Source organism: Streptomyces sp. MS191 (assembly GCF_008042125.1).
In the GTDB taxonomy this organism is placed as follows: Bacteria; Actinomycetota; Actinomycetes; order Streptomycetales; family Streptomycetaceae; genus Streptomyces.
Map to the genome: position 1 here is coordinate 2948056 of NZ_RDBI01000040.1, position 7514 is coordinate 2955569.

Below are 7514 nucleotides of genomic sequence, written 5' to 3' on the forward strand. Positions count from 1 at the left end.
GGCAGTCCTGCGAGGACCAGACCTGGTCGCCCTTGACGTTGCTGATCTTCAGGACCGCGCTCTTCGGGCCGAAGTCGGCCTTGCAGTCGGCGGCCGAGGTGTTCCGGGCCACCAGCCGGAACCGCGGCTTGGGCAGTCCTGCGAGGACCAGACCTGGTCGCCCTTGACGTTGCTGATCTTCAGGACCGCGCTCTTCGGGCCGAAGTCGGCCTTGCAGTCGGCGGCCGAGGTGTTCCGGGCCACCAGCCGGAACCGCGGCTTGTCCCCCGGCGCGTAGGAGAGCTTGTCGCTCATCAGCGTCAACTGGAGCGATCCCGGGGCGCAGTTCGGGAGAGGGGAGCCGGCCGGGACCTGCTGTTGCGCGTCCCCGCCCGCGCGGTGATCACACACACCGTGGACTGGGACCGCGGGCAGAGCGCCCCGCAGTGCGCCACCGCCCCGGCGGGCCCGGTCGGCCCGGGCACGTACCTGGTGGAGGCGGCGCTGCCCGGCACGAAGGTCTCCCCGGCCTCGTTCACGTTGGCGAAGGACTGACCGCAGGCGGCACGGCACGCGGAAGGGGCGGTACGGGAGTCCCGTACCGCCCCTTCCGCGTGCCTGTCGTGGATCCGCGGCTACACGTACCGCTCGAGGATCGAGGACTCCGCGAGCCGGGAGAGGCCCTCGCGGACGCTGCGGGCCCGGGCCTCGCCGACCCCGTCCACGGTCTGGAGGTCGTCGACGCTCGCCGCGAGCAGCTTCTGCAGGCCGCCGAAGTGCTCGACGAGCCGCTCGATGATCGCCCCGGGCAGGCGCGGGACCTTCGCCAGGAGCCGGTACCCGCGGGGGGAGACCGCGGAGTCCAGCGTCTCGGGGGAGCCGCTGTAGCCGAGGGCGCGCGCCACGATGGGCAGTTCGAGCAGTTCGGCGTGGCTGAGCGCGTCGAGCTCGGTCAGCGCCTCGGCGACGGTGCGGGACCGCTTGGCCGTCGGCTCCGGCACGTAGTCGCGGATGACGAGCTCGCGCTCGGGCTCCACGCCCGCGATCAACTCGTCGAGCTGGAGCGAGAGGAGGCGGCCGTCGGTGCCGAGCTCGACGACGTACTCGGCGATCTCGGTGGCGATCCGGCGGACCATCTCCAGGCGCTGGGCGACGGCGGTGACGTCCCGGACCGTGACCAGGTCCTCGATCTCCAGCGCGGACAGCGTGCCGGCGACCTCGTCGAGACGCAGCTTGTACCGCTCCAGGGTGGCGAGGGCCTGGTTGGCGCGGGAGAGGATCGCGGCCGACTCCTCCAGGACCCGGCGCTCACCGTTCACGTACAGCGCGATCAGGCGCATGGACTGCGAGACGGAGACGACCGGGAAGTTGCACTGCTTGGAGACGCGGTCCGCGGTGCGGTGGCGGGTGCCGGTCTCCTCGGTGGGGATGGACGCGTCCGGGACCAGCTGCACGCCGGCCCGCAGGATCTTGGTGATGTCCTTGTCGAGGATCAGCGCGCCGTCGAGCTTGCACAGCTCGCGCAGCCGGGTCGCGGTGAACTCCACGTCCAGCACGAAGCCGCCGGTGCACATCGATTCGACCGTTTTGTCCATACCGAGGACGAGGAGCCCACCGGTGTTGCCCCGAAGGATCCGCTCCAGGCCGTCCCGCAGGGCGGTGCCGGGGGCGACGGCGCTGAGCGAGGCGCGCATGAGCGCCTCGTTGCCGGAGCCCGCGCCGGACTTTCCGGGAGCTGCTGCCCCGTCCTTGGCTGCCACTGCACTCCTCCGGCTCGTACGGTTGGGCGAGACCAGGGCAAAGTCTAGCGACACCGTTCCCCGCCGAGTTTGCATACCGGTGGTGGGCAACTCTTCCCGGCGACCGCCGCCCCCGCCCGGCGAGCCCTGGCGAAGGGTGCCGGGAGGCCGCGCGAGCCGCCGGCCGGAGTCCTCCCCGGCCTGCCGCAAGGGCTCCCGGGCCGGGCCGCGAGGCCGGTCCGGCCGCCCTCGCGCCTGCTGCCGCCGCCCCCGCGCCGTCCGGCCGCCGGGGATCACGGGACGGCCCTCAGCCCTCGGCGTCCTTGGGGGCCGGCGCCCGGCGGCTGCGCGGCAGGACCTGGAGCGCCTCCCCGATGTTCGCGACTTCCGTCACCTTCATGCCCGCGGGGATCCTGCCGGGATCGGTCGGGACCAGGGCGTGGGTGAAGCCGAGGCGGTGGGCCTCGGCGAGACGGCGCTGGACGCCCGTGACCCGGCGGACCTCGCCCGCGAGCCCGACCTCGCCGATCGCGACCAGGTTCTTGGGCAGAGGGGTGTCGCTGGCCGCGGAGGCCAGCGCGAGGGCGACCGCCAGGTCGGCGGCCGGCTCGGAGAGCTTCACACCGCCGACGGTCGCGCTGTAGATGTCGCGCTTCCCCAGCGCGCTGATCCGGCCGCGCTGCTCCAGCACGGCCAGCATCATCGACACCCGGGAGGTCTCCAGGCCCGAGGTCGTCCGCCGGGGCGAGGGGATCTGCGAGTCGACGGTCAGCGCCTGCACCTCGGCCACGAGCGGCCGGCGGCCCTCCAGGGTCACCGTCAGGCACGTGCCGGGCACCGCCACGTCGCGCCGGGTGAGGAACAGCCCCGACGGGTCGGCCAGGCCCGTGATGCCCTCGTCGTGCAGTTCGAAGCAGCCGACCTCGTCCGTCGCCCCGTAGCGGTTCTTCACACCGCGGACCAGGCGCAGCCGGGCGTGCCGGTCGCCCTCGAAGCTCAGCACGACGTCGACCAGGTGCTCCAGGAGGCGGGGGCCGGCGATGGCGCCGTCCTTGGTGACGTGGCCCACGAGGAGCGTGGACATCCCCCGCTCCTTCGAGGCGCGGATGAGGGCCCCGGCGACCTCGCGGACCTGGGCCATGCCGCCCGGGGCCCCGTCGATCTCGGGGGAGGCCACGGTCTGCACCGAGTCCATGATCAGCAGCGAGGGCTTGACGGCGTCGAGGTGGCCGAGCACCGCGGACAGGTCGGTCTCGGCGGCCAGGTAGAGGTGGTCGCTCAGCGCGTTGATCCGGTCGGCGCGCAGCCGGACCTGGCTCGCGGACTCCTCGCCGGTGACGTACAGCGTGCGGTGCTCGTCGCTGGCGGCCTTCGCGGCCACGTCGAGCAGCAGCGTCGACTTGCCGACACCCGGCTCGCCGGCGAGCAGGACCACCGCGCCGGGGACCAGCCCGCCGCCGAGGACCCGGTCGAGCTCGTCGACGCCCGTGGAGCGCGCGGTGGCCTGTCGGCCGTCGACCTGGCCGATGGGCAGCGCGGCGGTGGAGACCCGGCCCGCGGCGGTCGTGCGGACGGCGGGCGCGCCGTACTCCTCGACCGTCCCCCAGGCCTGGCACTCGGGGCAACGGCCGAGCCATTTGGCGGTCGTCCAGCCGCACTCGGTGCAGCGGTAGGACGGCCTGTCCTTGGCGGATTTCGTACGGGCAGCCATGCACCGAACCGTAGCGGGCCCCACCGACAACGCCGCCCGGCCCCGGGGCCGGGGGCCTCCCGCACGCATCGTCATGACATATTCCTGTCCCCTTTTGAGGGATACGTTCACCCGTAAGAATTAAAAGTGTTCAAGTGGTACGAAGAGACCTGCCCGGCCTGCCTACGGTCGGCCCGTGACGAGCAGCAGGCTGGATCCCCCCACCCACACCACCGGCGCACACCGGGCGCACCGCCGCGCGCCGTCCTCCACCGCCGCGGGCTCCGACACCCGCTCCGGGCCGCGCACCCTCGGCCACCACCCGCCCGCACGCTACGAGGCGTATCTGGACGGCCTGTTCACCTACTGCCTGTCCGTGCTCTGCGACCACGACGACGCGACCGCCGCCCTCGGCGACGTCCTCGCCATCGCCGAACGCCAGCAGGGCCGCTGCCCGGCCGACGACGCCGGTCGCCGCGCCTGGCTCTACGCCCTGGCCCGCTGGGCCTGTCTGCGCACCCTCGGCGAGCAGCGCCGCAGGCGTCCCGGCGCCCACACCGGCCGCCCCGCCGCCGTGCCCGCGCCGTCCCGGGTCTCCGAGGAGACCGCCGAGCGCCGCCGGGCCGAACTCGCGCGGCTCGCCTGGCCCGAGGCCGCCGGCACCACCCCCGAGCAGCGCGAGGCCCTGGAGCTCGCCGTGCGTCACGGCCTCGGCCCCCGCGAGGTGGCGGCCGTCCTGACCCTGGACCCCCTCGCCGCCCGCGAACTGCTCTCCTCCGCCGCCTGCGAGGTCGAGCGGACCCGCGCGGCCCTCGCGGTCGTCGAGACCGGCACCTGCCCCACGGTGGCCCGGCTCACCGGCGACCACCGGGTGCTGCTCTCCGCGACCCTGCGCGCCGAACTCGTCCGCCACGTCGACGACTGTCCGCTGTGCCGGCGGGCCGCCGAGCGGGCGGGCGCCGGCGGTCCCTGGCCGGGCGCACCGGTGGCCTCCCCGGCCCGGCTCCCGCTGGTCGAGGCGCCCCGGGCGGCCACGTACGTCGCGATGATGCACGTCCCCCGTGCCCGGTCCGGGGCCCCGCGGTTCGGCGCGACCGGATTCCCGATGGACCCCAAGGACCACGCGGCCCGCCGTGACCGGATGCGCGCCCGGGCGGTGACCACCACCGTCGTGGCCGCCGTCGTCGCGGCCCCGGTCCTCGCCCTGTGGGCCTCGTACCGCGGCGGGCCCGCGGAGGGCGAGGCGGCGGCGGGCGCCCCGGTCGCCGCGCGCGAGTCGGACGAGCGCACGGGCCCGGACGGCACCCCGAACGATCGCTACGAGAACGCCGGCAACGCCCGGACCACCCCCGACCCGCGCTTCACCCGGGGGAGCCGGTCACCGGACGTCTCGGTCGAGGTGATCAGCCCCGGCGGGCCGGGGGAGGAGGCCTCGCCCGGGCAGGCCGGGGCCGGCCGGATCACGGTCGCCGCGCAGGGCGACGGGACCACGACGCTGCTGACCCTGACCAACTCCGGCGGAGCGCCCGCGGGCTGGTCGCTGTGGACCGACGCGCCCTGGCTGTACGTGAGCCGTGCCTCCGGCACGCTGGCGCCGGGCGAGTCCGTGACGATCCGGATCGCCGTCGACCACGGGCGCGAGCCCGCCGGCGCCTGGTCCGCGCGGGTGGGGGTGAAGCCCTCCGGAGCCATGCTGCGGATCACCGGTCACGGGACGACCCCGCCTCCGACGACGGAGGAGCCGCCGCCGTCCACGGACCCGACGACCCCGCCTCCCACGACGGAGGAGCCGCCGCCCTCGACCGACCCGACGACCCCGCCGCCGTCCACGGACCCCACCACGCCGCCTCCGACGACGGAGGAGCCGCCGGGGTCCACGGACCCGACGACCCCGCCGTCGTCGACGGACCCGGGCACCCCGAGCGAGCCGGGGTCCCCTTCGTCCTCATAGCGTCGGCCGGGGCGGGCGGCCGGAGCGCGCGCCGGACCGGTGCCGCAGACCCGGATCCCGGCCCGGAACCCGGCCCGGGTCCCGCCGTGAGCACGCGGGTGCGGGGCGCCGGTGACCGGCGCCCCGCACGCCGGCCGTGCGTCAGGCCTTCTCGCGCGGAGGGTCCGCCGGGTGCGGGGCCACCAGCGGCAGCTGCGCCGCGAGCCGTGCCTCGCACAGCCCCGCGAGGACGTCGTAGGCCTCCTTGCCCATCATCTCGGTGAGCTCGGGCCGGTACGTGACGTACACCGGCTCCCCGGCCCCGTGCGCGGACGTCGCCGACGTGCACCACCAGTGCAGGTCGTGCCCGCCCGGGCCCCAGCCGCGGCGGTCGTACTCGCCGATCGACACCTGGAGGACCCGGGTGTCGTCCGGCCGGTCGATCCAGTCGTACGTCCGGCGCACCGGCAGCTGCCAGCACACGTCCGGCTTGGTCTCCAGCGGCTCCTTGCCCTCACGGAGGGCCAGGATGTGCAGCGAGCAGCCGGCGCCGCCCGCGAAACCGGGACGGTTCTGGAAGATGCAGGACCCCTCCCAGCGGCGGGTCTGGCGGTCGCCGTCCTCGTCGACCTCGGTCCATCCCGTCTGCGTACCGACGTCGTGGAACTGCCACAGCTCGGGCGTCAGCCGTTCCACGTGCGAGGCGACCCGCTTCTCGTCGTCCTCGTCGGAGAAGTGCGCGCCCAGCGTGCAGCAGCCGTCGTCCGCGCGGCCGGCCTGGATGCCCTGGCAGCCGCTGCCGAAGATGCAGGTCCAGCGCGAGGTGAGCCAGGTCAGGTCGCAGCGGTAGACCTGCTCGTCGTCGGCCGGGTCCGGGAACTCGACCCAGGCGCGCGGGAAATCGAGCCCCTTCTCGTCGGGCTCGGCCGCCCTGCCCTGCTTGCCGGAGGTCCTGGGAGCCTTGGGGGCCTTCGTGGCGCCGGGGCCGCCACTGTCTTTGCCCGGCTTCGCCTTTTTCGTCTTTGGCACACGACAAGCGTATGCGCGTGGGCGCAGTAGCGTTCCGTCCATGAGACTCGGAGTCCTGGACGTCGGTTCGAACACGGTGCACCTGCTGGTGGTGGACGCGCACCCCGGCGCCCGCCCGCTGCCCGCCCATTCCCACAAGGCGGAGCTGCGTCTGGCCGAGCTCCTGGACGAGCGGGGCGCCATCGCCCCCGCCGGGGTCGAGCGGCTCATCGCGACCGTCGGGGACGCGCTCCAGGCCGCCGAGGACAAGGGCTGCGAGGAGGTCCTGCCGTTCGCGACCTCGGCCGTGCGGGAGGCGACCAACGCGGACGCCGTCCTGGCCCGGATCAAGGAGCGCACCGGGATCGACCTCCAGGTCCTCACGGGCGGGGAGGAGGCCCGGCTCACCTTCCTCGCGGCCCGCCGCTGGTTCGGCTGGTCCGCCGGCAAGCTGTTCCTCCTCGACATCGGCGGCGGCTCGCTGGAGATCGCGTACGGCATCGACGAGGAGCCGGACGCGGCCGTCTCGCTGCCGCTGGGCGCGGGCCGGCTCACGGCCGGCTGGCTGCCGGGCGACCCGGCCGACGCGGCGGACGTGCGGGCGCTGCGCCGCCATGTGCGCGCCCAGATCGCCCGTACCGTCGGTGAGTTCAGCCGCTTCGGGAAGCCGGACCACGTCGTCGCCACCTCCAAGACCTTCAAGCAGCTCGCCCGGATCGCCGGGGCACCCGGCTCGGGCGACGGGCTCTACGTCCAGCGCAACCTCACCCGCAAGTCCCTGGAGGAGTGGGTCCCCAAGCTCGCGGTCATGACCGCCGACCAGCGCACCGGCCTCCCCGGGGTGTCGGAGGGGCGTGCCCCGCAGCTCCTGGCGGGCGCTCTCGTCGCCGAGGGTGCGATGGACCTGTTCGGGGTCGACGAGCTGGAGATCTGCCCCTGGGCGCTGCGCGAGGGCGTCATCCTGCGCCGCCTGGACCACCTGCCGGCGGAATGAGCCCGGGGGCCCGGCGCTCGGGCGCGGGCCCGACGGCTGTCCCGCCCGCACCAGCACGCGCCTCACGGCACCCCCACCGCGCCCGCGCCTTACGGCCCCCCGGGCCTCACGGCACCGGCGGCGCCCGCGGCTCCGCTCGCGCCTGGGGCGCACGCGGCGTGACGGGAACCACTC

The 7514-nt window shown here is 75.0% G+C and carries 6 protein-coding genes; 3 read left to right on the forward strand and 3 right to left on the reverse strand.

The genetic code is table 11. The features are described 5' to 3' along the window. The first annotated feature begins 378 nt into the window (after nt 1-378). Nucleotides 379-534: a hypothetical protein gene (locus tag EAO71_RS20775; protein ID WP_187282721.1), complete on the forward strand. Its 156-nt coding sequence runs from the start codon at nt 379-381 to the stop codon at nt 532-534. A gap of 80 nt (nt 535-614) precedes the next feature. Here the strand turns inward: EAO71_RS20775 and disA are convergent, their stop codons facing one another. Then, nucleotides 615-1739 (reverse strand): DNA integrity scanning diadenylate cyclase DisA, encoded by a 1125-nt coding sequence (gene disA / locus EAO71_RS20780; protein WP_147979071.1) that lies wholly within the window; start codon nt 1737-1739, stop codon nt 615-617. A gap of 286 nt (nt 1740-2025) precedes the next feature. Further along, a complete protein-coding gene (radA, locus tag EAO71_RS20785; protein WP_147979072.1) occupies nt 2026-3429 on the reverse strand; it encodes a DNA repair protein RadA in 1404 nt (467 codons plus the stop codon). 175 nt (nt 3430-3604) lie between these two features. Between radA and EAO71_RS20790 the strand changes: the two genes are divergently transcribed. Next, nucleotides 3605-5359 carry a BACON domain-containing protein gene (locus EAO71_RS20790; RefSeq protein ID WP_147979073.1) on the forward strand — a complete coding sequence of 585 codons (1755 nt, stop codon included), beginning with the start codon at nt 3605-3607 and terminating at the stop codon, nt 5357-5359. A gap of 141 nt (nt 5360-5500) precedes the next feature. Here the strand turns inward: EAO71_RS20790 and EAO71_RS20795 are convergent, their stop codons facing one another. After that, nucleotides 5501-6367 carry a hypothetical protein gene (locus tag EAO71_RS20795; RefSeq protein ID WP_147979074.1) on the reverse strand — a complete coding sequence of 289 codons (867 nt, stop codon included), beginning with the start codon at nt 6365-6367 and terminating at the stop codon, nt 5501-5503. Between the two features lie 40 nt (nt 6368-6407). Here EAO71_RS20795 and EAO71_RS20800 point away from each other — a divergent pair, with 40 nt between their 5' ends. Further along, complete coding sequence (locus tag EAO71_RS20800) at nt 6408-7340, forward strand: Ppx/GppA family phosphatase (RefSeq protein ID WP_147979075.1); 933 nt, start codon at nt 6408-6410, stop codon at nt 7338-7340. Nucleotides 7341-7514 lie beyond the last annotated feature (174 nt).